This window comes from Geobacter sp. SVR (genome assembly GCF_016865365.1).
GTDB lineage: Bacteria > Desulfobacterota > Desulfuromonadia > Geobacterales > Pseudopelobacteraceae > Pelotalea.
The window spans coordinates 2,655,074-2,679,083 of record NZ_AP024469.1 but is presented as its reverse complement, the minus strand read 5'-3'; the positions used below and the strand labels follow the sequence as shown (position 1 = coordinate 2,679,083).

Here is a 24,010-nt window from a genome sequence, read left to right as displayed (position 1 = left end):
CTTGCTAAGAAAATAATAAGCATTTCCGGTACAGATCCGCTCACACTTCCATCGATCGCTACACTCGGAACCGTTCGGCCAGGAGCAGCCGATGAGCAAGATCTCCCGACGCACCTTTCTGTGGCTTACCGGAGGAAGCGGCATTGCGCTGGCAACTACCCCCCAGCGCAAAGTGGTCAACACGCTGATCCCCCAGGTGATCCCCGCCGAGCATACCGTTCCCGGAGAGTGGACGTTGTTTGCCACCACCTGCCGCGAATGTCCGGCCGGCTGCGGCACGCACCTGTGGCATCGCGACGGCCGGGTCACCAAGGCCGAGGGAAACCCGTCCCATCCCGTCAACCGCGGCGGTCTGTGCGCTCGCGGACAATCCTCCCTGCAGGGACTGTACGACCCGGACCGGGTACAGGGGGTCATCGGCCGCCATGGCAAGGAGTTCCGCAGCAGCACCTGGGAAGAGGCCTTGTCGGCCATTGCCGGCAGGCTGAAAGCCGGGGGCCGCGTGGCGCTGCTTTCCAGCCTGCAGACCGGAGCCCTGGCAGAGGTGATGCAGCGATTCACCGCTGCCTTTGGTTCGGATCGCCTGCTGTTTTACGAACCCTTCAGTTTCGAACCGCTCAAAACCGCCCACCAGCAGCTCTTTGGTCTCCCGCTGATCCCGTACTACGACATAGAGAAATGCGATCTGGTGCTCAGCCTGGCTGCCGATTTCCTGGAAACCTGGATCTCTCCGGTATCCTTTGCCGCCCAGTTTTCGGCTATGCATGCCTACCTGGAGCAGCAGAACGTTTCCGGCCGGGCAGCGCGTCCGGGGCGAATGGTGTACGTGGGACCGCGGCTTTCCATGACCGCTGCCAATGCCGATGAATTCATCCAGGTCCCCCCCGGTTGCGAGCGGCTGGTTGCGGCGGCGTTGCTCCGGGAGATCATCGAGCAGGGCTGGAGCAAAAACGATCTCTCGTCGTTGAAGCCGGCTATCGAAAAGCTGTTGTCCGCCGGAGGAAGCATTCCCGGCATTTCCAATCGAACAGTGACGCAGCTTGCCCGGCGTTTCGCCGAGGCCGGCGGGGCGGTGGCCCTGGCCGGCCCCACCGGCAGCGCCGGAGCGCCTGCAGTCCAGACCGCCGGTGCTGCGGCCCTGCTGAACTATGCCACCGGCCGCATCGGTCGGACCGTCGATTTTTCCCGTCCCCACGCCCTGTCCAATGCTGCCGTTGAAGCGGACCTGCAAGGCTTTCTGGACTCTCTCGGGCCGCGCGACATCCTGTTCGTGCACGATACCAACCCGGCCTACACCCGGCCTGCCTCGATCCCGCTCCTGGAACGGGTCGGAACGGTGGTGCACCTGGGCACCATGCTGGACGAAACAGCCCGGATGGCGGAGTGGGTCCTGCCGGTGGACAGCCCTCTGGAATCCTGGGGAGATTATGAGCCGCACCGCGACATGCATGGTATCATGCAGCCCACCATGGGGCGGCTGTACGATACGCGCTCGGCCGGCGACATACTGCTCGACCTGGCGAGACGGGCCGGCAGGCCGCTCTCCCGGAGCCCCTCCGGCCGACGCCCGGCCAGCTTCGAGAGCTGGCTGCGGCAGCGCTGGGAGGGGATGCGCAACGAGCTGGCGCCGCAGGTTCCGGCCGGAACCTTCTTTACCGATGTGCTGCGCAACGGAGGAGCATGGAAAACTCCCCCTCCGGCAGCGGCGGTCGCTCCGAAACCCTCGGCAGTCGGTCTTTTTGCGGCTGAGACGACGAGCTCCACCGGGGCCAACGAGGAGGGGACGGCCGAGCTCTGGTTGTGGCCGTCGCTGATGCTGTACGACGGCCGGCTTGCCAACCGGGGCTGGCTGCAGGAGGCCCCTGACCCGATCACCTCCTTCGTGTGGGGCAGCTGGATCGATATCCATCCCGGAAAAGCGGCTGCTCTGGGGCTGAAAGCAGGGGACCTGGTAGAACTCGCCACCCCGGCCGGAACGGTCCGCGCATCGGTCAGGATCAGCCATGAGGTGACCCGGCACACGGCGGCCCTGGCCTTCGGGCAGGGGCACCAGGCACTGGGAGGCACTGCCCGGGACATCGGGGTAAATGCCTTCAGCCTTGCTCCTGTCGCCGCCATGGGCACCTTCGGTATCTGCCGCATCAGCCGGGTGGGAGCGCTGAGCGAGAATGCGCCGGTTCACACCGTACCGGTCCGGGAACAGTTCGACCGGCAGATCCTCCAATGGATGCCGCTCTCGGTGGTGAGCGGCATGAAGCCGGGGGAGGGGGAGGAACTGGTCCTGCCGCTGCCCGAGGGCTATCGTGCCGACAGGGACATGTATCCCAAGCGGGAGTATCTGAAACACCGCTGGGCAATGGTGATCGACCTGCAGCGCTGCATCGGCTGCGGGGCCTGTGCGGTGGCCTGTTACGCCGAGAACAACATCCCGGTGATCGGAAGGGAAGGGGTTGGCAAGGGGGTGGGCAACGGCCGGGAAATGGCTTGGCTGCGGGTAGCCCCCTACCGCAAGCCGGACAGCTCCCTGCGCTACGGCTGGCTGCCGCTTTTGTGCCAGCACTGCGATGCAGCCCCCTGCGAGCCGGTCTGCCCGGTCTTTGCAGCCATGCACAACGAGGAGGGGCTGAATGCCCAGATCTACAACCGCTGCATCGGTACGCGCTACTGTTCCAACAACTGTCCCTACAAGGTGCGCCGGTTCAACTGGATCAACATAGAATGGCGCCCCCCGCTGGATCTGCAGTTGAATCCCGAGGTAACGGTGCGTAGCAGGGGGGTGATGGAAAAATGCACTTTCTGCGTGCAGCGCATCCGCCGGGCCGAGTACCGCGCCAAGCGTGAGAACCGTAAAATCCGCGACGGCGAGATCGAAACTGCCTGCATGCAGTCCTGTCCAACCAAGGTCTTCGCCTTCGGCGATCTGCTCGATCCCCAGTCCCGGGTGTCCCGGCTGACCCGCAGCGATCCGCGACGTTATCACGTGCTGGAGGAGTTGAACACCAAATCGGCGGTGACCTATCTGCGGAAGGTGGATCTGGAGGCATGATACACACTCCCCCCTTTGAAAAAGGGGGGCTGGGGGGGATTTATGATCAAAGGCGAAATCCCCCTAAATCCCCCTTTTTTAAAGGGGGACTTGGACGTTTCTCGTTACCCCGGAGGTGCCGGTGGAAGGTCTCAGCTACGGCGACATAAACGACGATGTCCTGAATGCCATGCGCAAGCCGCGCCGGCCGTACCTGATAGCGGTACTGGTGCTTGCCGGGATCGTCGGCTATGCGGCTCTGGTGTGGGTCTACCAGCTGCAGCAGGGCATGGGAGTGACCGGACTGAACCGGCCGGTGGGCTGGGCGGTCTATATCACCAACTTCGTGTTCTGGGTCGGGATCGCCCATTCCGGCACCCTCATTTCAGCCATTCTCTACCTGCTGCGCGCCCACTGGCGCGACCCGGTCTCGCGCTCCTCGGAGGCCATGACCATCTTTGCCGTGATGACCGCCGGGCTCTTTCCGATGATCCACCTGGGACGGCTGTGGGCCTTCTACTATATCATTCCCTATCCCTCTCAGCGCCAGATCTGGCCCAATTTCTACAGCCCACTGGTATGGGATGTCTGCGCGGTCAGTACCTATTTCACGGTAAGTCTGATCTTCTGGGGGGTGGGGCTGATCCCGGACCTGGCAGCGGCCCGGGACCGCTACGCGCAGACCCTGGGACCGGACCATATCCGCACCAGGATCTACGGCATCCTGGCACTGGGGTGGGCTGGGCAGGGGAGCCAGTGGCTCCATTACGGCCGCTCTTACCTCTATTTTGCGGCCCTGGCCACCCCCCTGGTGGTTTCGGTCCATTCGGTGGTCTCCTGGGACTTCGCCACCAGCCTGCTGCCTGGCTGGCACAGCACCATCTTCCCCCCCTACTTCGTGGCGGGCGCGATCCATTCCGGGCTGGCCATGGTGCTGACCTTGCTGATCCCCATGCGCAAGCTGCTGCACCTGGAACGGCTGATCACTCTGCACCATTTCGAGATGATCGCCAAGACCCTGATCCTGACCGCCACCATCGTGGGCTATGCCTATGCCATGGAGGCCTTTATCGCCTGGTACTCGGGAGACCGCTTCGAATGGCAGTTTTACCGGTGGCGCATGACCGGCTCCCCCTCCTGGATGTACTGGATGACCGTAACGTTCAACGTCCTGGTCCCCTGGCTGTTCCTGTTCAAAAAAATACGCACCAGCTATGTCTTCCTGTTCTGCTTCTCGCTCCTGATCAATGTCGGCATGTGGTTCGAGAGGCTGTTCATCATCTTCACCTCCCTGGTGCATGACTTCCTGCCGCAGAACTGGGGCAGCTATCAGCCCACCTGGGTGGAGCTGAGCATAACCCTTGGCGCGTTCGGCTTCTTTTCCCTGTGGTTTTTCGGATTCAGCAAATTTCTCCCCACCATTCCCTTGAGCGAGCTCAAGACACGGCTCGTGGAACGCGAGACCAGCGCCACGGATTGCTGCCAGGTGCGGATCGGAGAGGGTGCGGATACTCCTCATCCGTCGGTGATGGCGATCTTTTCCAACGCCGGCCGGGTGCTGGAAGCGGTGAAAGGGGCCTGCGATGCCGGATACCGGGATATGGAGACATTTTCACCGGTCAAGCTTGAGGAGGTGGAGCGGGTCATGCGGAGGCCCAAAAGCCCGGTGCGCTTCTGGACCCTGGCAGGGGCGCTGGCCGGGCTGGCAGGCGGATTCTGGCTGGCGATCGGCACTGCTCAGGTCAACAACCTCATTGTGGGGGGCAAGCCGTCGGTCTCGCTGATCCCTTTCTGCGTGATCGCTTTCGAAGGCACGATCCTGCTGGGCTGCCTAGCCAACTTACTGGGCCTGGTGCTGCATGCCCGGCTGTACCGCCGGACGCTGTCCCCGTTCTACGACCCTCGCTTCAGCCGCGACCGCTTCGGACTGCTGATCCGCTGCACCCCGGTCCAGTTGGAGCTGCTGCCGGGGCTGCTGGAGAACTATTCGCCGGAGGAGATGCATGTCCATCAATGAGCCGGCCGGCAGTCCATATGCGCTCAGGAACCTGGTCTGGAGCCTGGTGGTGCTGGGGGGAGGGGTGGTCTGGCTGCTGGAGGTCACCGGCCAGGATGAAGCGCGGGCCTGGCGCGTGCTGCTGGTGAATTTCATCTTCTTCACCTCCCTGGCCGGAGGGTTGGTGGTCTGGCCTGCCATTGTCCGGGCCTGCAACGGCCGCTGGCATGCTTCGCTGGAACGGATCGCCGCAGCGGGGGTCTCCTTTGCGATTCCGTCGATCCTGGCTTTGGTGCTGCTCTGGGCCGGCAGCCCGCGCTGGTCCCCCTGGCATGCCGTCGGCCATCACCAGGGATTATGGCTGCACAACACCTTTGTGTTCGGCCGCGATCTGGCGCTGCTGTGCCTGTTCTGGGGAATTGCCTGGCGTTATCTGTCGGAGCGGCGCAGGGGGCGCGCGTGACCGGGGGAATCCTGGTGCTGGTCTACAGCCTGGTGTTCTCCCTGTTGGGCATGGATCTTGTGATGGCGCTCGACCCGAAATGGTACAGCACCCTGGCAGGGGGATACTTTTTCATGTCAGGCCTGTATATCGCCGTCACCGGCTGGGCCTTCCTGTCAGTGCTGCTGCCGGATGCCGACGAGCAGCAGCGCCACGACTTGGGCAAGCTGATCGTGGCCTTCAGCCTGATGACCGTGTACCTGATGTACTCGCATCTGATGCCGATCTGGTACGAGAACCTGCCGCACGAGGTGCGTTTTCCCCTGGCTCGGATGGGCTCCGGAGGCTGGAGGTCGGTCGGTTATCTGCTTCTGGTTGTGGTCTATCTGGGGCCGCTGGTGATGCTGCTGACCGAATGGGCCAAGCGCAACCGCTGCTCCCTGGGGTGCATCGCGCTGCTGGTGCTGGCCGGCATGTGGATCGAGCGCTGGTGGCTGGTGGCTCCCACCTTTGAACCGGAGCTGCGCTTCGGCCTGTTGGAGTGTGCAACGACAGCGGCGTTTGCCGGACTGCTGGCCCTGGGGCTGGATCAGTTCCAGCGGCGCATGCCGCCGGAGTACCTGTGCGGGGACCGACGAGATGGCCTCTGACCGTAAGGGCAGACAGCATGAGAGTTCCTGGGGACGCCCCCTGGCCGCGCTGGCGGTACTGTTGCTGGGTGCGCTGAGCGCCCTGATGCTGCTGGACCGGCTGTATCCGGTCGACCTGGGGCAGCGTCAGCCGATCCCCTTCAGCCATCGCGTGCACGCACACACCAAGACCATCAGCTGCCTGATGTGCCATTCCCAGGTGCTGAGCACGGCACGGGCCGGCATTCCTCCGCTGGAGACCTGTCTGTTATGCCACAGCAGGATCATCAGGACCCATCCGTACATCGCCCTGCTGCGGGAGCATTACCGCAGCGGCCGTCCGGTGGTCTGGCAGCGGGTCAACTGGCTGCCGGAGTTCGTCTACTTCAACCATGCCGTGCACCTGGTCAAGGGGATCGACTGCAGCCGCTGCCACGGCAACGTGGCCCTGATGGACCGGGTGGTGCCGGCGCAGAAGTTCGAGATGGGCTTCTGCATCCAGTGCCACCGGGAGAACAAGGCGACCCATGATTGTTTCACCTGTCATCGGTGAGGTGGGAAAATGAAGAAAAAGCAAAGAGAATGGAACGCGGTACAGGCGGAAAAAGCTGGAAAAGGCAGATTGATGCTTTACAAACAACCAGTTCATGATCTGACTGTATCCGCCTGTACCGCCGTTTCTGCGTTCCATTGCAGTTTGGTTTTCTACGTGGATTTGTCATACGTTTTTCCAAGGATTTTCAAATGATCACGCTCAATAAGCCTCAATCTGTATCAATCGGCTTCATGCTGGCCGGCGCGGTCTGGTTCGTGGTGGGGGCACTGTATGGGATGGTGTCTGCCATCCACCTGGTGTCGCCGGAGTTCTTCTCCAACATCTCCTGGCTAGTGTTCGGACGGGAACGGCCGATCCATGTCAACACCATGCTGTACGGCTTTGTCGGCACCATGCTGATCGGCTGCGGGCTGTACTACGTTCCGGCCCTGCTCAAGACCCGGCTCTGGTCCGAGCCGCTGGCCTGGGTCAGCTTTGCGCTCTGGAACCTGGTCATACTGAGCGGGCCGCTCTGCTTCTCCTTCGGCTATACCCAGGGGCGGGAATACAACGAGTACGTCTGGTGGGCCGATGTGGCGCTGATGCTGGCAGTGGTGCTCTTGATCTACAACCTGGTCATGACCATCGTCAACCGCACCGAGGACCAGTTGTACGTTTCGGTCTGGTATTTCATGGCCACCTTCCTGTGGACCGCCGGCAACTACCCCATCGGCAATGTCATGTGGCACCCCCAGACCGGGGCCATGCCCGGGCTGATCGATTCCATCTTCCTCTGGTTCTGGGGGCACAACCTGCCCGGCCTGCTGATCACCCCCCTGGCCACCGGGGCCGCATATTTTGTGATCCCGCGGGTGGCCCGCACTCCGCTGAATTCCCACACTCTGTCGCTGTTGGGCTTTTGGCTGCTGGTGGCGCTCTACACCCATATCGGCGGGCACCACGTGCTGCAGTCGCCCATTCCGAACTGGCTCAAGGCGGTTTCGGTGGTGGATTCCATTGCCATGGTGGTGCCGGTTTCCATCGTAGTGCTGAACCTGTGGATGACGACCCGTCAGAAGGGGATGCAGATGTGGGCCGATCCGGCCGGGCGGCTGGTGATGGGGGGCATTGCCTGGTACCTGCTCACCTGCATCCAGGGGCCGCTGCAATCGCTGCCCTACCTGCAGCGGGTCACCCATTTCAACAACTGGACCGTGGGCCACGCCCACATCGCCATGCTGGGATTCGGGGGCTATATCGCCCTGGGGGCCATGTGGCACATCCTGCCGCTCGTCACCGGCCGACCGCTCCATTCCAACCGGCTGGTCAGCCTGCAGTTCGGGCTGATCACCTTCGGCCTGACCGGCTTCTTCCTGGTGCTGACAGCAGCCGGCCTGGTCCAGGGGGGCTCCTGGAACAACGGTGAGACGGTCTACCGGGTGCTGCCGCTCCTGGCACCGTACTATGTCTCGCGGGCGGCGCTGGGGCTCTTTATCCTGAGCGGAGCCCTGGTCGGGCTGTACAACGTGGTCATGACGCTCATCGGCGGAAGGGAGCCGGCCCTGGACGAGGTGCAGGTGGAGGAGGCCGCATGAAGATGACCCCCGGTCTGCTGATTGTCGGCGCTCTCTTGGTCTTCTGGGCTTCGGCCTTCATCATTGCCGGTCTGCCGGCCCTGACCATGAAGGAGACCCCTTCCGAGATCTGGCGCCCCATGACGCCGGAAGAGCAGGCCGGGCACCGGCTGTATGTGCAGAACGGCTGCAGCTACTGCCATTCGCTCTACATACGGGTCAACGACTGGGATATCGGTGCCGAGCGCATTGCCCAAAGCGGCGACTATGTCGGCCAGGAGCCTGCCATTCTCGGTTCCGAGCGGACCGGACCGGACCTTTCCCAACAGGGGGGAGAGCATCCGGACGACTGGCACAGGGCGCATTTCACCAATCCCCGCTTCACCGGTCCGATCTCGCTGATGCCCTCCTGGGAATTCCTGGGCGATGAGCGGATCCGGCAGTTGACCGCCTATGTCCAGTACCTGGGGGGCAGGATGGCCGACGTGCGCACCACCCGGCAGGCCACCTGGAAAGAGCCGGCCGTGGCGGCCTTCAATGCCGGGCCGGATCGGAACATCGCCTGGCTGCACAGCCAGGTGCCCGAGGTATGGCAGCGGATGCCGAATCCCTATCCGGCCAGCCAGGCCGGCCTGCAGCGGGGCAAGCGGATCTACCAGGAGTTCTGCATCAACTGCCACGGCCCCATCGGTGACGGCCAGGGGCCGGCAGCCCGCTTTCTCAGCCCCCCGCCGCTCAATTTCACCACCCTGCGCCGCAACCTGGTGGAGAACCGCTATATCGGCGGCATATTCTACTACCAGATCATGAACGGCATCACCGGCACCGGGATGCCCTACTTCAAGACGCACCTGGAATCGGAGAAGATCTGGGATCTGGCCAACTATCTGGGGGTATCGTTTCTGGGATATACCGACGCCAACATGGAACCGCGCGGCATCGACGCCTCCTACGAGGAGGAGTGGCGGAACCCCTACCGGCCACCGGACCGGAAAGGACAGGGAGAGGACGAAGCTAAGGTTGAGGTTAAGGTTAAGAATTTCCCTCAACCTCAACCTTGACCTCACCCTGATCTCACGAGGGACACCATGGAAGAAACACTTATCCTCTGCATCTGGATCGGTTTCCTGGCGCTGATGATCGTCAGCATCGCCGGCATCCTGGTCTGGGCGGTGCGCAGCCGGCAGTTCACGGACCAGGAACGGGCGCGCTACCTGGCACTGGAGAGCGGGATCCCAGTGGCGCGGGACATGGCCGGAAGTGCCTCAGAGGGGAGGGGATTACGATGATGCTCAACCTGTACGTGCAGCAGCACCAGTGGATTGTGGTGGCCCTGCTGTCGGGCGCTGCCCTGGTGCTGCTGTTCTGGCTGAACTGCACCGCCCTGTGGCGACCCCGGCAGCAGGAGGCCCAAGCCGAAAAGTTGCGTATCACCGGGCCGGTCAGCTTTGTCAGATGGCTCACGAGCTTCATGCCCTGGACCATCGTCCTGTTGATAATTGCCTGCAGTGCCTTTACCCTGCTGTATCTCTGCTCGGCAGGACGGCATGCACCGACGTGGTGAGTGAGAGGCAGGTTAAGGTTAAGGATTTTTCTCAACCTGCTTCTCCTGGAGGTGTCATGGAAGAGCCGAAACGGTACGAGGAAGACCAGGAACTGCCCCATCCGTGGGAATGGGTAATCATTGTGCTGTTCAGCGCTGCGCTGGCCGGTTATGGGCTGCTGGTCTATCATGTGGTGCCCGACACCGTCCGTATCTGGGATTTCGGGCAACTGCCCGATACGCCGGCAGAGTCGATCTACTCCACCGACCTTCCGCGGAGCAATGCCAAGCCTCCGCGCCAGATTCACAAACTGCCGGAGGCGCAACCGCTCAACCCGTCCCGGCCTGGCGCCGAGCCACCGGGCGAACAGGGTCCGAACCGATGAAAAAAGCCATTCTCGCAGTAGTGGCGCTGTTTGTCCTGTTCCTGGCCGGGCTCTACGCGGTCGTGTTGTACAACGGCCCCCGCATGACGGTGCAGCCGCACATCCGCGCCTTTCAGGCCATCCTGCCCCCCCTTCCGGCCGGGGTGGCCACCGTGGAGCCCCCTGACCGTCTGCCCGAGGCCGGGCAGGCGGCCCGGGACGTAAGCCCGCTGGAGAGCAGCAGCACCAACCGGGAGCGGGGCCGGATCTATTATCATTACTACTGCGTGTTCTGCCACGGCGAACAAGGGGCTGGCGATGGTCCGGTCGGCCAAAGCTATCAGCCGGTGCCGGCCGACCTCCATTCCGCCAGGATCGGCCGGTATGGCGACGGCCAACTGCTGCGGGCCATGCTGACCGGCATTGGGCATGAGCCGGTGCTGGAGCGGGTGGTGCCGCCGGGGCACCGCTGGTACCTGGTGCAGTACGTGCGGTGGCTGGGGAGTGGGAAAACGGGGTCGTAACCCCTCCTGTCCTCCCCTTAGCCCAAGGGGAGGAACGCTTCGGCGGGCTTCCCGACGGAATTTCCGGCACTGTCCCGATAGCACCTTCCCCCCCTCTTAGGATAAGAGAGCCCACAGGGCCTTAAGGGGACAGGGGGAGTTACGAACTGGAACACGAAAGGAGACATTGCCATGCTGACCACATCCCTTAAAACCGTGGTGCATGCCCAACTGGACACGGTCTGGAACCTGTTGCTGGACAGGATCGAGCATCCCCAGTTGTACGATTCCCGCGTGAACGAGTCGCGGGTGCTGGAGCGGTTTCCGGACGGCGTGATCCGGGAGATGCGCATGGACGGCCTGCTCATCCGCGAACGGATCACCGTGGAGGACGAACACTGGACCATCCACAGCGAGCTGCTGGAACATCCCGACTATGTCGGCACCATCGACACCCAGGTACTGGGAACCTCGACCCAGAACCCGATGGCGCCGCTGCACCTGGATATCAAGCTGATGCTCGAAATGAAGGAAGGGCATCGCGAAGGGACGGTCCGGCCCGACCAGTTCCTTGAGGACAGCTTCAACGATGAGCTGGAGCGGATCAAAAGAAAGGCGGAGGAGCTGGAGAAGGTGGCCTGAGTCGCGGCTGCGATCACTGTGAGCTGCGCAGCCAGTGCTGCGTCTTCTGCTGTCAGTAGCGGCTGTTTGTCTCGGCGTCTTCGCGAGAGGCGCACATGCGCCAAAGGGGCGTTCTCAAGCGAGGATGAAACCTGTCATACCGCGCCGGTAACCGTTGCGCCTTTTTTTCCTCACCCTGGTACGTCTGCGGCGGTCGGGCTCGGCCTTGATGAATACCTTCTGCACCTCCGGGACCCGCTCCTTGATGGTCTCTTCCAGCCTCTTGATGGTCTGTTCCACGTCGCCGGCCGGGATGTCGTCCCGGAAGCCGAGGCTGATGGCGGCAACGACGTAGTCCGGCCCCATGTGGAGGGTCAGCACCTCGTTGACATGCTCGATGTGCTCGCCTGCCGACACAATCTCCCTGATCATCCGCACCGCTTCGCGGTCAGCCGCCTCGCCCACCAGCAGCCCCTTGGTTTCGCGTGCCAGCAGTATGGCGGTCCCTCCCAGAATGAGTCCGATCACGACCGAGGCGCCGCCGTCGTAGATGGGATTGGAGGTCACCTGCGTCAGCATGATGCCGGCCAGCGCCGCCAGGAGTCCCAGCATGGCGGCCGAGTCCTCCAGCAGCACCAGGAACAGCGAAGGGTCCTTGCCCTGCATGATTGCCTGAACATACCCCACCTCCGGTTTCTTGCCGCGGCGAAACTGGCGCAGCGAAACCAGCCAGGAGATGCCTTCGAATGCCATGGCCATGGCGATGATCACGTAATTGACAGAGGCATTTTCCAGGCGGGCCGGGTGCAGAAGGTGCAGGATGCCTTCATAGATGGAGATGCCGGCGCCCAGCGAAAAGATCAGGATCGAGACGACGAAGCTCCAGAAGTAGATCTCCTTGCCGTGCCCAAAGGGGAACTCCTCATCCGGCGGCCGCAGTGCCTGCCGCATGCCATACAGCAGCAGCACCTGATCCCCGGTATCCACCAGGGAATGGACCCCCTCGGACAATATGGCCGAGCTGCCGGTCCACCAGGCAGCGCCGAATTTGGTGGCGGCAATCAGCAGGTTGGCAGCCAGGGCTGTCAGGATGACCAGCTTCTTCCCGTTTTTCACACGGTATTGCCTCCCATCCGTGTCCGGATATCATCTCGCGACATTGTGCTCCAATATGCTTCATGCTGTTTTAATTGCTATCAATGAAGCGCTTGGGGTCCGGAAAGCGCATGAGGCGCATCGAATTCACCAGCACCGTAACGCTGGAAACCACCATGGCAGCGGCAGCCAACAGAGGGTGAAGCAGTCCCGCAGCAGCGGAGGCCATGGCAACGGTGTTGTAGCCGAAGCTCCAGGCAAAGTTGCCGCCGATGATGGCGCGGGTGTGGCGGCTGAGCCGGATAAGCCAGGCAACCTGGTCAAGACGGTCGGAGAATATGACGACAGTGGCCGAGTGCCGGGTCAGGTCCGGACCGCCGCCGAAGGCGATCCCGGCGTGGGCGGCAGCCAGGGCCGGGGCGTCATTGATGCCGTCCCCCACCATGGCCACTATCTGCCGCGCACCCGCAGCCGTGATGGCTGCCAGTTTTCCGGCCGGGCTGCAGGGTGCTTCCACCTGCGTTATACCGGCCCGGCGTGCGACCGCTGCGGCAGAGGCATGGCGATCGCCCGACAGCAACGTACAGGTGATGCCACATTCATGGAGCACCCTGACGCATTCCGCGGCATCCGTGCGGACCGTATCGGCCAGCAGAATCCGGCCGCGGTTGACGCCGTCCCACGCCACTTCGATGATGGTACCGGCTGCGGCCGGGTCCCCTGCCGTTTCAGCACCGGTGAATGCGGCACTCCCGGCGGTTACTGATGCCGTTTTACCCTGCCACAGCACCTGCCCGCAGATGCCGGCACCGGGATACGTCCGTACATCGCTCACCGAGCCGAGTTGGATCGAACGGGTATGTGCTTCCCTGACCACTGCCTTGCCGAGCGTATGCTCACTGGCGCTTTCCAGTGTTGCCAGCCGCCCCAGCAGTTCCTCCTCCGTGACCAGCGGATCGAGACGGCAGACCGACAGAATGGCCGGCTGGCCGGTGGTAAGCGTGCCGGTCTTGTCGAAAAACAGCAGGTCGAGGCTGCCGAGCCGTTCCATGACCGCACCGCCGCGTACCACGATGCCCGCCTTGGCGGCCCGTGCAATGGCCAGTGAAGTGGCCAGCGGCGTTGCAATGCCCATGGTGCACGGGCAGGCCACCACCAGTACCGATAGGGCGGCCAGCCATCCCCGGGCAGGGTTCCCCATCAGGCACCATGTCAATGCCGAACCGCATGCCACGGCCAGGACCAGGGGAATGAAGCGCGTTGCCAGTCGTTCGGCCAGCCGCTCCGCCCGGGAAGGGCAACGCCAGGCGCCGTCGATCATGGCGATGATGCCGTGGAGCAGGAGCTCTTTCCCGGTCCGCTCCGCCTCAACCAGCAGGGGGCCGCTGCCATTGACCGTGCCGGCAATCACCCGGTCCCCCGGTTCGCAATGCCGGGGAAGAAATTCGCCGGTAAAGGCGGCCTCCTCGATGGTGGTGGTCCCCTCTACGATCCGGCCATCCACCGCAACCCGCTCGCCCGGCCTGATGCGGATCAGGTCTCCGGGGCGCAGCCGGTCGAGCGGAACCTCGACGGCGCCTGTGCCGGTCATGCGCAGTGCACCAGCCGGCAGCAGCGTCTCAAGGCTGTGCAGCAGCTCTCCTGCCCGCGTTTTTGCCGTGGATTCGACGATCCGGCCCATGGTTACCAGCACCGGCAGCATGGTGGCGGTGTCGAAATAGATCTCCCCATTACCTCGCAGGGTGCTGACCGAGCTGACGCAAAAGGCCGCCAGGGAACCGCTTGCGATCAGGAGATCCAGGCTCATCCGCTTTTCAGCCAATTCCCGGGCCGCCCCCCGTATGAACTGGGGCAGCAGGGTCGCCAGAGCCAGTCCCGACAGCCCCAGCAGCACCAGCCGGAAGACCGGAATGTTCTCCTCTGCCACGCTGCCGGCATACAAGAGCAGCGAAACCATCATGACATTCATGGCCAGGAGTGTGCCGACCCCCAGCCGGAGCAGGTTCCAGGCCAGCTCTCCCTGTTCCTGTCTGCCGACGATCAACGCGACCAGCCGGCAGGCATGGCAGCAGAAGATGTCCGCCGCCGCACCGCCGCTGCGCACCTTCACCGGCAGGCCGCATTGTGCGCACACCCCTGCCACTGCTTCAGCGGTCATTGCCGTTCACCGCTTTCGTATCGGGGCAGCACCGAGGGTGCTCCCCGGCCGCAATCGATCGGGGGATGGCCGGCCCGGTAGGACAGCCGAGGAGCCGGTGGCAGATCCCCGTTCCCCGGGCCATGATCAGCACCCCCATCAGCACCAGGGCTCCCCCTCCGATCCGGGCGCTCCATCTGCGCCGGTGCAGCCCCCCCAGCCGGTTGGCCAGGCCGAGCAGCAGCAGCGGCAGCAGGGTACCGATGCCGAGCCCCCCCATGAGTGCCATCCCGACGACCACCGAGCCCGACTGCAGCGCATAGGTCAGAAGCGCCAGTGAGATCGGGCAGGGGAGCAGGCCGGCCACTATTCCCATCAGCAATGCCGCTCCCGGAGTGGGGGAGGAGAACAGCCGCCGGCACACGGCCGACAGGAGGCTTTCGTCGCTCCCGGCGTTCCTGCCGACCGGCAGCAGCCCCAGGAGGCTCAATCCCATCAGCACGATCACTGCTCCGGCCGCGTATCCGAACAGGTGCTGAAAACGCGCATGTCCGATGGCCAGAGACTGTATATGCCCCCCGGCAAACCCGGCTGCGGCGCCGAGCAGGGTGTAGCTGCAGATCCTGCCGGCGTGCCATGACAGCTGGCCGGCGATCATCCGGCTCCTGTCCCGTTCCAGCGACAGGTTCACCACGAATCCTCCGCACATGCCAAGGCAGTGGGCAAAGGCCATCAGGCCGGTTGCCAGGCCGATACCAAGATTGATTGCCGCTGCGTCCATCAAGGTTGCCCTGTCCATGGTATCGTTCCTCTCCGATCCGGTAGATGCCCCTCTCCGTTCCGGAAAGGGGCATCTTTTCAAAAGTATAATAGAAACCGGCTCCTGCACCACCAGCCTTCGGAAACGTTCTGCGGCCCCAATAGCCTGGATGAACGGTTTCCTGCCGCGAAGAAAGAGAGATTTAAATGGTACAATATACAATGGAGATCAGTCGACACAAAGGAGGACAGCGATGAAAGCCATTCGCGTACATGCCTTCGGTCCACCCGAAGAGATGAAGCTTGAAGAGGTTCCCGAACTTTCCCCGGGTCCGGGACAGGTCGTCGTCAGTGTCAAGGCTGTTGGCGTCAATCCGGTCGATACCTACATCCGGTCCGGGCTCTACCGCCCCGACCTCAAACTGCCCTATACTCCCGGTCAGGATGCGGCCGGTGTGATCGTGAAAACAGGGGAGGGGATCAAGCACCGCACGGTCGGTCAGCGGGTGTACAACTCCTCGTCGCTGAGCGGGACCTATGCCGAAGAGGTGCTGTGCGAGGAGTTCCAGACCCGACCGCTGCCCGATGGTGTCAGCTTCGCCCAGGGGGCGGCCATCGGTGTCCCCTATGGCGCCGCCTATCGGGCACTGTTCCAGCGGGCCAAGGCCCGTGCCGGCGAAACGGTGCTGGTGCATGGCGCCAGCGGCGGCGTCGGTCTGGCGGCAGTGCAGTTGGCATGCAGCGCGGGCATGCGGGTGATCGGAACGGTCGGAAGCGAGGAGGGAAGGGCGTTAGTGCTGGCGCAGGGAGCCCATCATGTGCTGAACCATCGCGAAGAGGGATACCTGGATGACCTGCAGGACCTGACCTGCGGCAAGGGGATCGATGTGGTCCTCGAGATGCTGGCGAACGTGAATCTGGACCATGATCTCAATATCGTGGCAACCGGCGGCAGAGTGGTGGTGATCGGCAGCCGCGGCAGGGTGGAGATCGATCCGCGCACAGCCATGGGGCGCGAGGCCAGCATCCTGGGCATGACGCTCTACAATGCCAGCAAGGCCGATCTGGCCAGCATGCATGCCGCTTTTGCCGCCGGGCTGGAGAACGGTACTTTACGGCCGGTGGTGAGCAGGGAATTGCCGCTGGCCGAGGCTGCCACCGCGCATCATGCCGTCATCGAGGCAAGCACGTTCGGCAAGATCGTGCTCGTGCCCTGATATTTCGACTGAAGAAGAGCAGGCCGGGGAAATGTCTCCGATACGAACGGATTTACACGGATAGGGAGGTGTCCTCACATCCGTGTAAATCCGCGTTCCGTTGGAGGTGTTCCTATACGATCTGCTCCGTGAGGTAATTCTCCTGCCCGACCTGCTGGATCTGGTCGAGCTGGGCCTCGATCCAGTCCACGTGCTCCTCCTCCGCATTCAGGATCGACTGGAGCAGGTCGCGGGTACCGTTATCCCCCAGTTCGACAGCCAACCGGATGCTCTCGTTGTAGCCCCTGATGGCGATCGTTTCGGCATCCAGGTCGTTTGCATGCATCTTCGGCACCATGTCGCCGATGTGCATCCTTCCCAGATCGCTGACAATGGGGCGCCCCTCCAGGAACAGGATGCGGGCGATCAGCTTCTCCGCATGCCGCATCTCTTCGATGGCCCGTTTTTCGATCACCTCGTGCAGCCGCTCATAGTTCCAATTGGCGCACATTTCCGAATGGACCATGTACTGGTTGATGGCGGTCAGTTCCTCGGCCAGACGCATGTTCAGATGTTCAATGATCTTCTCGTGTCCCTTCATCGATCACCTCCGGAGGAGAAATTCAGGTTAAGGCTGAGGTTACGGTTGAGAGGGGGAATCTTAACCTCAACCCTAACCTCAACCTGCTTCAGTGTATCGTACTTCCGGGGACAGTCAATTTCAGGACGGGCGGAACGGAACGAAGGGAAGGGGGCCTTGACTAGCCTGTGGCCGGTGATACAAGTGTAAGTGAAAGAGTGGCGGCCGAGGAGGATCCTTATGACCATGAAAATGCCAACAATATCTGCGTGTGAAGTGACAGATTGCGCATACAATGCAAACCGGCAGTGCCATACGATGGCGGTGACCGTCGGAGGTCCGGAGACCTGTGCCCGCTGTGATACCTACCTGCATGCCTCCCCAAAGGGGGGAGTATCGGATATGACTGGCGGCGTGGGGGCCTGTAAGGTGAAGGATTGTTCGTTCAACAGCTCTTTCGAGTGTTCCGCCCCGAGCATCAAGGTTAGCCAGCATCAGGGGCATGCCGACTGCACGACGTTCAAACTCAGATAACGTCCGGCTCAAATAAATCCCAGGTTACCCGCTGCCACTCTTTCCCCTGACTGGCGCCTCCGTTGACGCACGTTCGTGAAGACGACGGGCAATTGACATCAAAGACAGGACTAACCCCGAATTGACACGGGACGGTGAATTGTTACGCTGATATAAAACCGTGAGTCTGGATCTTTCGAAAAGCTGACCCTTCGTGAGAGGGGTGCGGAAAGCTTCCGGATCTTCTGCGAAGAGGCCGAGCTACCGGAGAGATCTCTTTCCGGCAGCTCGGCCTTTTTCATGCGCGATCGTTTCTTTTTCTCGAATCGGAACTGTTTTCGGTTCGCACTGCGGGGTGCCCCTGCTCTCCGCAGCAGGAAAGGAGAGAAGGATGAAGCTGATAATCGCGATCATACTCCTGACGGCAGCAACCGTGTGCGCTGAAGAGGGATCATGGCAGGCCTACAGCGAATCCCAGGACGGCTGCACCTATTTTGTCGATACCTCGAGCATCAAGCCCCTCACCAATGGTTGGACACAGGTCAATGACGGCTGCCTGTGCGAGGACGGGCGAGTGGTGCTGGCCACCAAACGCATCGACACCGTGAATCACCGTTTCATGCTCGACCGGGCCATCGACGTCGTCAACAAGGTAAACTATGGTCCCAGCAAGGAGACCTACCAGATCATTCCCGGTACGGTGGTGGAGGTGCTGGAGCATCTGTTGCGCGCGGTAGTTGAAAAGGATAAGCCGACGATTTGAGGCCGGCTCGGAGATTTTGCCCCGGCCGGCCGTTTTAGGAAGTGTACAATGCGGTGCCGGCAGTCCGGGAACCCTCGAACCATGAGGGGGACTGCCGGCGTTGTTTGTGCGGATAATCTGTGCAGCCGCTGCTTCAGTCTTTCTTCCGCTTTTCGGAAAGGATCGTGACGAGCTTCTTGTAGAGATGGTCGCCGTCGTGACCGGTAACCTTTTTACCGTCCACGGTTGCCATGGGCATTTCCCGGCAGGCGCCGCACTGCTTGACGCAGCTCTTTATCTTGACGTTCAGGTCGGGAAATTCTTCCTGAAGCCGCCGGAAAACCTTGCCTTTGCCTTTGTTGTGCTCGCAGAATCGTATCTTCATCTCAGATCATCACGGTCGTTCCCGGAGGGGGAGTAAAAACCCGCTGTCCCATTTCTGCGTCGATCATCAGGATTCCGTATCCGTTGTCTCCGACCATCTTCAGCTTGGCTATCAGATCGCGGTCGTTGTTCTCTTCCTCTATCTGCTCGGTGACGAACCATTGCAGAAAGATCTGGGTGGCATGATCCTTTTCCTTGACCGCCTGCTCGCTCAGATCGTTGATGCATTTGGTGATGAGCTGCTCGTGGACCAGGGTTTTCTCGACCATCTCCAGCAGCGTCTTGTATTGATTCGGAACCGCTTTTCCCGCCAGCAGCTCGATGTTCTCCCCCTGGTCGATCAGGTAGGTATAAAACTTGAAAAAATGGGCCATTTCTTCCCGGTACTGTACGCTGAACCAGGTGGCAGCTCCCTTCAGCCCGAGCGCGTTGGCGCAGGATGACATGGAAAGGTACAGGTGGGCGGAATGGAGTTCGAGGTTCATGTGTTTGTTAATCGCATCGGCCATTTTCTTGCTGATCATGCTGGGCATCCTCCTTGGTACGATCAATTATATAGGCATGAAAGCGATTATATACCGTTTAACCGGACGTTTTCAATCCTTTGCAGGCTGTGGAAGCATAACTCACGCTTCTCCCCCGGTTCGAGGGCAGAGGAAGATCTCGGAAAGACGCTGAACTGCCGGCAACATACCCCTCTCCTACGAATAAGAGAGGGACAGAAAAAGTTTGAATTACAACGGCGAGAGTTGATACGAGGACGGATCTGTCAGGGATTGGAGCGGGAAATCCTGAACACCATGAAGGTGCCCAGCAGGAACATCGGCAGACTGAGGAGCTGCCCCATGGAAAGGTATCCCCAGAAGATGCCGAGTTGAGCGTCGGGCTCGCGGAAGAATTCGATGATGAAGCGGAACAGGCCGTACCCGGCAACAAAGGACCAGGCCGCCACGCCGGTTCGTGCAGATCTCCGGCCTGCAAAGCGCACGATCAGGAACAGGACCAGTCCTTCCAGGAACGCTTCGTAGAGCTGGGACGGGTGCCGGGGCTGACTGCCGCCGTTGGGAAATACCATGCCCCAGGGAACATCGGTGGGTCTGCCGTACAGCTCGCCGTTGATGAAGTTGCCGAGCCTGCCCAACCCCAGCCCGACCGGCGCGCACAGGGCGGCCATGTCGATCAGGGTCCAGAAAGGGACTTTTCTGCGGCGGCTGAACAGGACAAAGGCCAGGATGACCCCCAGGAACCCGCCGTGGAAGGACATGCCCCCCTCCCAGACGGCAAAGACCCTGAGCGGGTGGGTCAGGTAAAAACCGAGGTTGTAGAACAGGATGTAACCGAGCCGTCCCCCCAGCACCACCCCCATGGCTCCATAGAAGACCAGGTCGGCAATGTCGTCCCGGGAAAGGGAGAGCCGCTTCCTGGCGCTTTCCCCCCGCAGGATGAAGTAGGTGGCGATGAAGCCCAGGATGTACATCAGCCCGTACCAGCGGAACTGGAGCGGGCCGATGCGAAGGAAGACGGGATCGATTGATGGAAACTGCATGATCGGATGTGGCCTAGGCGCCGCAGCTGCAACTGCGCGAGCATGCTCCGGCCCGCATGTGCAGCGCCCTGATGAAGGTTGCTTCGGTGGCGGCCCTGATTTCGTCGACGACATGGGATGGTACCGCCGAATCCACGGACAGGATTACCATGGCCTCCCCTTTCTTTTCGCTGCGTCCCAGGTTCAGGGAGGCGATGTTGATGTCGTGGGTGCCCATGATGGTGCCGATTTTGCCGATCATGCCGGGGCGGTCGGCGTAATGCAGCAGCAGCATGTGCTCTTCAGGGGCAAAATCCATGGTGTAGTTGCGCAGGCGCACGATACGGGGAGCGCCTTCGAAGAGTGTGCCCGAAATCAGGCGCCGCTTGCCGCCGCTTTCGGCGATCAGGGTGATGACGTTCGAAAAGGCATCCGAGTGGGTGGTTTTGGTTTCCTCCACCACAATGCCCATCTGCTCGGCGATCAGGGAGGCGTTGACCATGTTCACATCCTGGTCCACCATGCGGTTCAGCAGGGTGGAGAGGCCGCAGACGGTCAGCGGAGAACAGTCGTAGTGGGCGATGTTACCGGCGTAGGAAAGGGTGAGCTTTTCCGGGTTTCCGTCGAGAATCTGGACGCCGAAATCGCACATGACGTTCATCAGGTTGAGGAACGGCCGCATCTGGTCCATCAGCGCCAGGTCGAAGCGCGGGATGTTGACGGCGTTCTCCAGCGGTTTGTCGTCCAGGTAGTTGATAATTTCGCGGGAAACATCCACCGCCACGTTTACCTGGGCCTCGAAGGTGTTGGCCCCCAGATGGGGGGTCACCACCAGCCGGTTGCTGGCGATCAGCTGTTTTACATGCTCCGACTTGGGGGGCTCCTCGCTCCAGACGTCCACGGCACCGCCGATGACCTTGCCGTTGAGCAGGTTGTCCAGGAGCGCCTGTTCATTGATGATGCCGCCGCGGGCCACGTTGAGGATAATGACGCCGCTCTTCATCAGGCTGAATTCCTTGGGGCCGATCATGTCGCGGGTCTCGTCGTTGAGCGGCGTGTGAACGGTGATGATGTCGCAGTTCTTGTAGATCTCTTCGTGGGAAACCAGCTTGACCCCCAGGTCATTGGCGCGTTTCACGGAGATATACGGATCGCAGGCCAACACCTCGCACTCGAAGGCTTTCAGGCGCGTGGCAACACGGCCGCCGACCTTTCCCAGGCCGATCACCCCGGCCAGTTTGCCCTTGAGTTCGTGACCGGTGAAGGGGGCGCGCTTCCACTCGCCCGATTTGAGGCTGGAGTTGGCAATGGTGACGTTGCGGCAGAAGGAGAGCAGCAGTGCCATGGTATGCTCGGCCGCACTGTTGGTGTTGCCGAAGGGGGCGTTCACCACGATCACCCCTTTGGAGCTGGCGTAATCGACGTCAACGTTGTCGATGCCAACACCTGCCCGGGCCACGATCTTCAGCTTGCGCCCGGCGTTCAGCAGGTCTTTGTCCACGGTGGTGCCGCTGCGGGTAATGATGACCTCGTAATCGCCGATGATTTCGAGCAGCTGTTCCTTTTCGAGACCCAGCCTGACGTCGAGCTGAATGCGGGGCTCCTGCGTCAGCAGGGCGAGCCCTTCGGCCGATACTTCATCCGTAACGATAATCTTCATTGCGCTCTCCGATATCCGATGTGATGACAGTGAATGGTTCTGACGAATGCGTAAGCGGTACGCCTGCAAGAACGAGCATACTAGCGTCCCGGGCGAAAAAATGCAAGAGAGGGAAGCGCAAAAACCTGTATACGCGTGTCGCGGCACAATGCGTTCAGGGCCGGAATTACGCTGCCGGAGCCGGCTTCTCTCCTTGGCGGGAATCACTCGGCTGTTGATTTAGGTCGATGAGTGTATTACTTTTGAACAGGTGCCGAATCAGGCGCTTCCGTACCTGCGCCGGTCTTCAAGGCCCCTTCCGGCTCGGGTGGGTCCAGTTGTCCGTCGTTCAGTTTTTAGGCAGTCTGCCTTCCGGCGCCCTGCAAGAAAGGTTCATGTGTCCTTGTTCGAATCCCCCTTCCATATTGTCCTGGTCGAGCCGGAGATCCCCCCCAATACCGGCAACATCGCCCGCCTCTGCGCTGCCACCGGCACGGTCCTGCACCTGGTGGAGCCGCTCGGCTTTTCCATCGACGACCGGCAATTGAAGCGGGCCGGCCTGGATTACTGGTCCAGCGTGGAGGTGCGCATATGGCAGTCGCTCGATCAACTGAAGGCAGCCTTTCCGAATGGCCGCTTCTTCTATCTTACCACGAAGGTTGCCCGCAGCTTTCTCGCGGCCGGGTTCAGGCCGGGGGATTTCATCGTCTTCGGCAAGGAGACCAAGGGGTTGCCGGCTGAAGTCATTGCCGCCAATCCCGATACTGCCATCACCATCCCCATGCCGGCCAATACCGTGCGCAGCCTGAACCTGTCCACCTCGGCCGGCATCGTGCTGTACGAGGCCCTGCGCCAGACCGGGAGGATCGCCTGATGCCGGCGCAGAGCAATTCTTTGCCGGGCGTGGCGGGATACCTGACGGCCGGCATCCCCGAGACCGGCGGTACCATCAAGGAGTCTCCGGAGGATTTCGTCGTCACCGAGCTTCCGGCCTATGAGCCGTGCGGAGAGGGAGAGCATGTCTATCTGACCATCGAGAAGCGCGGCATGACGACCCTGGAGGCCATCCGCCGGGTGGCCCGGGAACTGCGCACTCCGGAGCGGGATATCGGCTATGCCGGTATGAAGGACAGCGTCGGCATCACCCGCCAGATGATTTCCCTGCAGCGCATCCGGCCCGAAGATGTTGTTGGCCGCGACCTGAACGGGGTGCGGGTGATCGCTGCTGCGCGCCACGGCAATAAGCTGCGGCTGGGGCACCTCAAGGGCAACCGCTTCCGCATCGCCGTACGTGATGTAATCGCCTCGGCCGCCGAAACCGCCCCGGCGGTCATTGCGTTGCTTGAGGAGCGAGGTGTGCCGAACCGGTTCGGCTTTCAGCGCTATGGTGCCCAGGGCAATTCACACCTGATCGGCAAGGCCATGCTGCGCCGCGACTGGCAGGCAGCCGTGGAGTGCCTGCTGGGAGAGCCACAGGCGGTGCGGGATGCCGATTGGAGAGCCGCCATCGAGGCCTACCGGCAGGGGGACCTGGCCGGAGCCCTGCGCCTGATGCCCCGGCACTGCCAGGGGGAGCGGGATATCCTGAGGCGGCTGGCAACCCGCCCGCAGGAGTGGGAAAAGGCCTTTGCCGTCGTGCATCCGCGCCTGAAGAAGCTGTACCTGTCCGCTTGCCAGTCCAGCCTGTTCGATCGTGTCGTGGAGCGGAGGCTGAGCGGCATCGACCAAGTGGTGGCCGGCGATCTGGCCTGGAAACACGACAACGGCGCCTGCTTCCTGGTGGATGATGCCTCCCGGGAGGCGCCCCGCGCGGCTCGCTTCGAAATATCCGCCACCGGCCCGCTTTTCGGGACCAGGATGAAATGGCCTGCGGGGGATATCCTGGCTGACGAGCAACAGCTGCTGGCTGAGGAAGGGTTGTCTCCGGAAGTCTTCGATCTCGGCAAGGGGCTGGTCATGGAGGGTGAGCGCCGCCCCTTGCGGGTGCCGCTGGGCGAGCCCCGCTGTTCTGTGGAGAGTGGCACCATGCTGCTGGAGTTCAGCCTGCCGAAGGGGAGCTATGCCACCAGCGTGATCCGGGAGATCACCAAGGCCTTTTGATTGAAACTTCAAAACTTCTACCACAGAGACACAGAGAAAGTGAGAGCGGCTCAAGCTGTTTTGAATTTACCGGTCCCCGGTCCCCAGTCCCCAGTCCCTGGTTTTCT

At 61.9% G+C, this 24,010-nt stretch carries 26 protein-coding genes; 18 read left to right on the top strand and 8 right to left on the bottom strand.

Annotated features, from left to right (window positions below; all coding sequences use genetic code 11):
- Positions 1 to 91: 91 nt before the first annotated feature.
- The 13 genes from GSVR_RS12520 (at position 92) to GSVR_RS12460 (ending at position 11,254) form a co-directional block, all read left to right on the top strand.
- Positions 92 to 3,046, top strand: coding sequence for a molybdopterin dinucleotide binding domain-containing protein (locus GSVR_RS12520; RefSeq protein WP_173199900.1), 2,955 nt, complete (start codon positions 92 to 94; stop codon positions 3,044 to 3,046).
- A 121-nt stretch (positions 3,047 to 3,167) separates the two neighbouring features.
- Positions 3,168 to 5,042, top strand: a complete 1,875-nt coding sequence (locus GSVR_RS12515; protein WP_173199902.1) for a quinol:electron acceptor oxidoreductase subunit ActD — start codon at positions 3,168 to 3,170, stop codon at positions 5,040 to 5,042.
- The gene (locus tag GSVR_RS12510; protein WP_203978660.1) at positions 5,029 to 5,484 is read left to right on the top strand and encodes a hypothetical protein; all 456 of its coding nucleotides are present in this window, start codon (positions 5,029 to 5,031) and stop codon (positions 5,482 to 5,484) included. Before GSVR_RS12515 ends, GSVR_RS12510 begins: the two co-directional genes overlap by 14 nt.
- Positions 5,481 to 6,113, top strand: coding sequence for a hypothetical protein (locus tag GSVR_RS12505; RefSeq protein ID WP_203978659.1), 633 nt, complete (start codon positions 5,481 to 5,483; stop codon positions 6,111 to 6,113). The genes GSVR_RS12510 and GSVR_RS12505 overlap by 4 nt, the downstream gene beginning before the upstream one ends.
- A complete protein-coding gene (locus GSVR_RS12500; protein ID WP_173199906.1) occupies positions 6,103 to 6,645 on the top strand; it encodes a cytochrome c3 family protein in 543 nt (180 codons plus the stop codon). The genes GSVR_RS12505 and GSVR_RS12500 overlap by 11 nt, the downstream gene beginning before the upstream one ends.
- Before the next feature lie 9 nt (positions 6,646 to 6,654).
- Positions 6,655 to 6,840 (top strand): hypothetical protein, encoded by a 186-nt coding sequence (locus tag GSVR_RS12495; RefSeq protein WP_173199908.1) that lies wholly within the window; start codon positions 6,655 to 6,657, stop codon positions 6,838 to 6,840.
- On the top strand, positions 6,837 to 8,222 hold the full coding sequence (locus GSVR_RS12490; protein WP_173199910.1) for a cbb3-type cytochrome c oxidase subunit I: 1,386 nt from the start codon (positions 6,837 to 6,839) through the stop codon (positions 8,220 to 8,222). The genes GSVR_RS12495 and GSVR_RS12490 overlap by 4 nt, the downstream gene beginning before the upstream one ends.
- Positions 8,219 to 9,262: a cbb3-type cytochrome c oxidase subunit II gene (locus GSVR_RS12485; protein WP_173199912.1), complete on the top strand. Its 1,044-nt coding sequence runs from the start codon at positions 8,219 to 8,221 to the stop codon at positions 9,260 to 9,262. Before GSVR_RS12490 ends, GSVR_RS12485 begins: the two co-directional genes overlap by 4 nt.
- 27 nt (positions 9,263 to 9,289) lie before the next feature.
- Positions 9,290 to 9,490 (top strand): hypothetical protein, encoded by a 201-nt coding sequence (locus tag GSVR_RS12480; RefSeq protein WP_173199914.1) that lies wholly within the window; start codon positions 9,290 to 9,292, stop codon positions 9,488 to 9,490.
- A complete protein-coding gene (locus GSVR_RS12475; protein ID WP_173199916.1) occupies positions 9,487 to 9,765 on the top strand; it encodes a hypothetical protein in 279 nt (92 codons plus the stop codon). The genes GSVR_RS12480 and GSVR_RS12475 overlap by 4 nt, the downstream gene beginning before the upstream one ends.
- 56 nt (positions 9,766 to 9,821) lie before the next feature.
- Positions 9,822 to 10,130 (top strand): hypothetical protein, encoded by a 309-nt coding sequence (locus GSVR_RS12470; RefSeq protein ID WP_173199918.1) that lies wholly within the window; start codon positions 9,822 to 9,824, stop codon positions 10,128 to 10,130.
- Positions 10,127 to 10,633 (top strand): cytochrome C, encoded by a 507-nt coding sequence (locus GSVR_RS12465; RefSeq protein WP_173199920.1) that lies wholly within the window; start codon positions 10,127 to 10,129, stop codon positions 10,631 to 10,633. The genes GSVR_RS12470 and GSVR_RS12465 overlap by 4 nt, the downstream gene beginning before the upstream one ends.
- Positions 10,634 to 10,804: 171 nt before the next feature.
- A complete protein-coding gene (locus GSVR_RS12460; protein ID WP_173199922.1) occupies positions 10,805 to 11,254 on the top strand; it encodes an AtaL-like protein in 450 nt (149 codons plus the stop codon).
- Positions 11,255 to 11,368: 114 nt separating this feature from the next.
- Here GSVR_RS12460 and GSVR_RS12455 read toward each other — a convergent pair whose 3' ends face one another.
- The 3 genes from GSVR_RS12455 to GSVR_RS12445 form a co-directional block, all read right to left on the bottom strand.
- Positions 11,369 to 12,349: a cation diffusion facilitator family transporter gene (locus GSVR_RS12455; RefSeq protein ID WP_173199925.1), complete on the bottom strand. Its 981-nt coding sequence runs from the start codon at positions 12,347 to 12,349 to the stop codon at positions 11,369 to 11,371.
- Between the two features lie 70 nt (positions 12,350 to 12,419).
- The gene (locus GSVR_RS12450) at positions 12,420 to 14,486 is read right to left on the bottom strand and encodes a cation-translocating P-type ATPase (protein ID WP_173199926.1); all 2,067 of its coding nucleotides are present in this window, start codon (positions 14,484 to 14,486) and stop codon (positions 12,420 to 12,422) included.
- Entirely contained in the window at positions 14,476 to 15,264 is a 789-nt protein-coding gene (locus GSVR_RS12445; protein ID WP_239077316.1) for a sulfite exporter TauE/SafE family protein, read from the bottom strand. Before GSVR_RS12445 ends, GSVR_RS12450 begins: the two co-directional genes overlap by 11 nt.
- A 214-nt stretch (positions 15,265 to 15,478) precedes the next feature.
- Here GSVR_RS12445 and GSVR_RS12440 point away from each other — a divergent pair, with 214 nt between their 5' ends.
- Positions 15,479 to 16,441: an NADPH:quinone reductase gene (locus GSVR_RS12440; protein WP_173199928.1), complete on the top strand. Its 963-nt coding sequence runs from the start codon at positions 15,479 to 15,481 to the stop codon at positions 16,439 to 16,441.
- Between the two features lie 112 nt (positions 16,442 to 16,553).
- Here GSVR_RS12440 and bfr read toward each other — a convergent pair whose 3' ends face one another.
- A complete protein-coding gene (bfr, locus tag GSVR_RS12435; RefSeq protein ID WP_173199930.1) occupies positions 16,554 to 17,021 on the bottom strand; it encodes a bacterioferritin in 468 nt (155 codons plus the stop codon).
- Between the two features lie 219 nt (positions 17,022 to 17,240).
- On the opposite strand from bfr, the gene GSVR_RS12430 reads away from it, so the two are divergent.
- A complete protein-coding gene (locus GSVR_RS12430; RefSeq protein ID WP_173199932.1) occupies positions 17,241 to 17,534 on the top strand; it encodes a DUF1540 domain-containing protein in 294 nt (97 codons plus the stop codon).
- 370 nt (positions 17,535 to 17,904) lie between these two features.
- A complete protein-coding gene (locus GSVR_RS12425; protein WP_173199934.1) occupies positions 17,905 to 18,276 on the top strand; it encodes a hypothetical protein in 372 nt (123 codons plus the stop codon).
- Positions 18,277 to 18,409: 133 nt separating this feature from the next.
- On the opposite strand, the gene GSVR_RS12420 is transcribed toward GSVR_RS12425, so the two are convergent.
- The 4 genes from GSVR_RS12420 to serA form a co-directional block, all read right to left on the bottom strand.
- Positions 18,410 to 18,640, bottom strand: coding sequence for a DUF1450 domain-containing protein (locus GSVR_RS12420; protein WP_173199936.1), 231 nt, complete (start codon positions 18,638 to 18,640; stop codon positions 18,410 to 18,412).
- A gap of 1 nt (position 18,641) precedes the next feature.
- Positions 18,642 to 19,163, bottom strand: coding sequence for a ferritin (locus GSVR_RS12415; protein ID WP_173199937.1), 522 nt, complete (start codon positions 19,161 to 19,163; stop codon positions 18,642 to 18,644).
- A 245-nt stretch (positions 19,164 to 19,408) separates the two neighbouring features.
- Positions 19,409 to 20,185: a prolipoprotein diacylglyceryl transferase gene (gene lgt / locus GSVR_RS12410; RefSeq protein ID WP_173199939.1), complete on the bottom strand. Its 777-nt coding sequence runs from the start codon at positions 20,183 to 20,185 to the stop codon at positions 19,409 to 19,411.
- Between the two features lie 13 nt (positions 20,186 to 20,198).
- Positions 20,199 to 21,824, bottom strand: a complete 1,626-nt coding sequence (serA, locus tag GSVR_RS12405) for a phosphoglycerate dehydrogenase (RefSeq protein WP_173199941.1) — start codon at positions 21,822 to 21,824, stop codon at positions 20,199 to 20,201.
- Between the two features lie 382 nt (positions 21,825 to 22,206).
- On the opposite strand from serA, the gene GSVR_RS12400 reads away from it, so the two are divergent.
- Positions 22,207 to 22,677, top strand: coding sequence for a tRNA (cytidine(34)-2'-O)-methyltransferase (locus GSVR_RS12400; protein ID WP_173200032.1), 471 nt, complete (start codon positions 22,207 to 22,209; stop codon positions 22,675 to 22,677).
- Between the two features lie 20 nt (positions 22,678 to 22,697).
- The gene (gene truD, locus GSVR_RS12395; RefSeq protein ID WP_370552079.1) at positions 22,698 to 23,903 is read left to right on the top strand and encodes a tRNA pseudouridine(13) synthase TruD; all 1,206 of its coding nucleotides are present in this window, start codon (positions 22,698 to 22,700) and stop codon (positions 23,901 to 23,903) included.
- Positions 23,904 to 24,010 lie beyond the last annotated feature (107 nt).

Excerpts from the sequence above, each read along its gene's own strand:
- GSVR_RS12520 (WP_173199900.1), top strand. The coding sequence starts at position 92 with ATGAGCAAGATCTCCCGACGCACCTTTCTGTGGCTTACCGGAGGAAGC.
- GSVR_RS12510 (WP_203978660.1), top strand. The coding sequence starts at position 5,029 with ATGTCCATCAATGAGCCGGCCGGCAGTCCATATGCGCTCAGGAACCTG.
- GSVR_RS12500 (WP_173199906.1), top strand. The coding sequence starts at position 6,103 with ATGGCCTCTGACCGTAAGGGCAGACAGCATGAGAGTTCCTGGGGACGC.
- GSVR_RS12495 (WP_173199908.1), top strand. The coding sequence starts at position 6,655 with ATGAAGAAAAAGCAAAGAGAATGGAACGCGGTACAGGCGGAAAAAGCT.
- GSVR_RS12490 (WP_173199910.1), top strand. The coding sequence starts at position 6,837 with ATGATCACGCTCAATAAGCCTCAATCTGTATCAATCGGCTTCATGCTG.
- GSVR_RS12485 (WP_173199912.1), top strand. The coding sequence starts at position 8,219 with ATGAAGATGACCCCCGGTCTGCTGATTGTCGGCGCTCTCTTGGTCTTC.
- GSVR_RS12480 (WP_173199914.1), top strand. The coding sequence starts at position 9,290 with ATGGAAGAAACACTTATCCTCTGCATCTGGATCGGTTTCCTGGCGCTG.
- GSVR_RS12475 (WP_173199916.1), top strand. The coding sequence starts at position 9,487 with ATGATGCTCAACCTGTACGTGCAGCAGCACCAGTGGATTGTGGTGGCC.
- GSVR_RS12470 (WP_173199918.1), top strand. The coding sequence starts at position 9,822 with ATGGAAGAGCCGAAACGGTACGAGGAAGACCAGGAACTGCCCCATCCG.
- GSVR_RS12465 (WP_173199920.1), top strand. The coding sequence starts at position 10,127 with ATGAAAAAAGCCATTCTCGCAGTAGTGGCGCTGTTTGTCCTGTTCCTG.
- GSVR_RS12460 (WP_173199922.1), top strand. The coding sequence starts at position 10,805 with ATGCTGACCACATCCCTTAAAACCGTGGTGCATGCCCAACTGGACACG.
- GSVR_RS12450 (WP_173199926.1), bottom strand. The coding sequence starts at position 14,486 with ATGACCGCTGAAGCAGTGGCAGGGGTGTGCGCACAATGCGGCCTGCCG.
- GSVR_RS12445 (WP_239077316.1), bottom strand. The coding sequence starts at position 15,264 with ATGGACAGGGCAACCTTGATGGACGCAGCGGCAATCAATCTTGGTATC.
- GSVR_RS12440 (WP_173199928.1), top strand. The coding sequence starts at position 15,479 with ATGAAAGCCATTCGCGTACATGCCTTCGGTCCACCCGAAGAGATGAAG.
- bfr (WP_173199930.1), bottom strand. The coding sequence starts at position 17,021 with ATGAAGGGACACGAGAAGATCATTGAACATCTGAACATGCGTCTGGCC.
- GSVR_RS12430 (WP_173199932.1), top strand. The coding sequence starts at position 17,241 with ATGACCATGAAAATGCCAACAATATCTGCGTGTGAAGTGACAGATTGC.
- GSVR_RS12425 (WP_173199934.1), top strand. The coding sequence starts at position 17,905 with ATGAAGCTGATAATCGCGATCATACTCCTGACGGCAGCAACCGTGTGC.
- GSVR_RS12420 (WP_173199936.1), bottom strand. The coding sequence starts at position 18,640 with ATGAAGATACGATTCTGCGAGCACAACAAAGGCAAAGGCAAGGTTTTC.
- GSVR_RS12415 (WP_173199937.1), bottom strand. The coding sequence starts at position 19,163 with ATGATCAGCAAGAAAATGGCCGATGCGATTAACAAACACATGAACCTC.
- lgt (WP_173199939.1), bottom strand. The coding sequence starts at position 20,185 with ATGCAGTTTCCATCAATCGATCCCGTCTTCCTTCGCATCGGCCCGCTC.
- serA (WP_173199941.1), bottom strand. The coding sequence starts at position 21,824 with ATGAAGATTATCGTTACGGATGAAGTATCGGCCGAAGGGCTCGCCCTG.